General features: G+C 29.6%; 2 protein-coding genes. Both read left to right on the plus strand.

The window, feature by feature from the left end; translation table 11 throughout:
• Positions 1 to 57 precede the first annotated feature (57 nt).
• Complete coding sequence (locus BBROOKSOX_RS11075; protein WP_139661874.1) at positions 58 to 714, plus strand: hypothetical protein; 657 nt, start codon at positions 58 to 60, stop codon at positions 712 to 714.
• Positions 715 to 753: 39 nt separating this feature from the next.
• Positions 754 to 1,299, plus strand: a complete 546-nt coding sequence (locus BBROOKSOX_RS11080; RefSeq protein WP_180324027.1) for an RNA-directed DNA polymerase — start codon at positions 754 to 756, stop codon at positions 1,297 to 1,299.
• The last annotated feature ends 67 nt before the right edge of the window (positions 1,300 to 1,366 follow it).

Consider the following 1,366-nt stretch of genomic DNA (forward strand, 5'->3'; position numbering starts at 1 on the left):
CGGTAGGTGGTACGCAAGTGTGATAGAATTTAGTGTTTGCAGTAATTCATAATAAATATGAGTAAAACGATATTACAACTAGATCACAAAGACGCGAAAGAGTTTTTCTTGCGTGAAGAAAGTTACACCAGTGTTAAACTTCCATCCTATATAAAGTTTTCCCCTTTAATCGAAAAAATATCTGCCAAATTAGATGAAAATCTACAAGGCGATAAAAAAATCTGTCGGAAAAACGAAAAAGGTAAGTGTATTTATCCTATTTATCAGAGAAAAGATAATAAAGGTAATAAAGATAATAATGAGTGTATTTATCCTAGTAATTATGAAAATGTAAATTACAAGTTATTTACCAATAAAGATGGTCAATATGCATGGCGTTTATTTCAGCTTATTCATCCGGTGTTATATGTAGATTTGGTGCATAAAATTACTGAAGAAGAAAACTGGAATGATATTTTATCAGCATTTGAAGATTTCCAACAAAACGAGAAAATTGTTTGTGCGAGCATACCTGTTGTATCGTCAGAAGGAAATAGTACAACAGAACAAATACAAGTATGGTCAAAACAAGTAGAGCAAAAATCAATTGAGCTAGGACTGGAGTATGATTATATTTTTCATACTGATATAGTTGATTGTTATGGTGCAATTTATACACATTCTATTCCTTGGGCAATTCATACTCAAGAATTTGCAAAGAGAAATGAGGGGTAAGAATGCATAGGGAATATTATTGATACAGCTATGCAAGGCATGAATTATGGTCAAACTAACGGCATACCGCAAGGCAGTGTTTTGATGGATTTTATTGCTGAAATGGTATTAGGGTATATTGATGAACGCTTAAGTGAATGTTTAGACAAAAATATGAATTATCATATTATTAGATACCGAGATGATTATCGTATTTTTACCAACAATAAAAAAGAGGGCAATACGGTTATTGGGGAACTTTCTAAAATTTTAAGCGAAATGGGCATGCGACTCAATGGTGAAAAAACCTATCATTCTGATGATATTGTAAATTCTTCAATAAAAAAAGACAAACTACATCAAATTATTCATAACTATCAGCAACAAAATGACTTAAAAAATCAATTATTGGTTATTAAAAATTTGGCTGATAATTATCCAAATTCAGGGAGTTTAAATAAAGCGTTAAACAATTTTGACAAAGATTTACAAAATATCCTTACAATGAAAGATAAAAATCTTTTGTGTACAACAGAATTAGTTAGCATTTTGACTAGTATTGCACTGAAAAACCCGAAAATCTATCAGTCTTTGTATCAATTTTAAGTAAGATTATTTGCGATATAAGAATAAAAAAGAAGAAATAATTAAAAAAATCTTGAAAAAATTTAAA

The organism is bacterium endosymbiont of Bathymodiolus sp. 5 South, from assembly GCF_900128535.1.
GTDB lineage: Bacteria > Pseudomonadota > Gammaproteobacteria > PS1 > Pseudothioglobaceae > Thiodubiliella.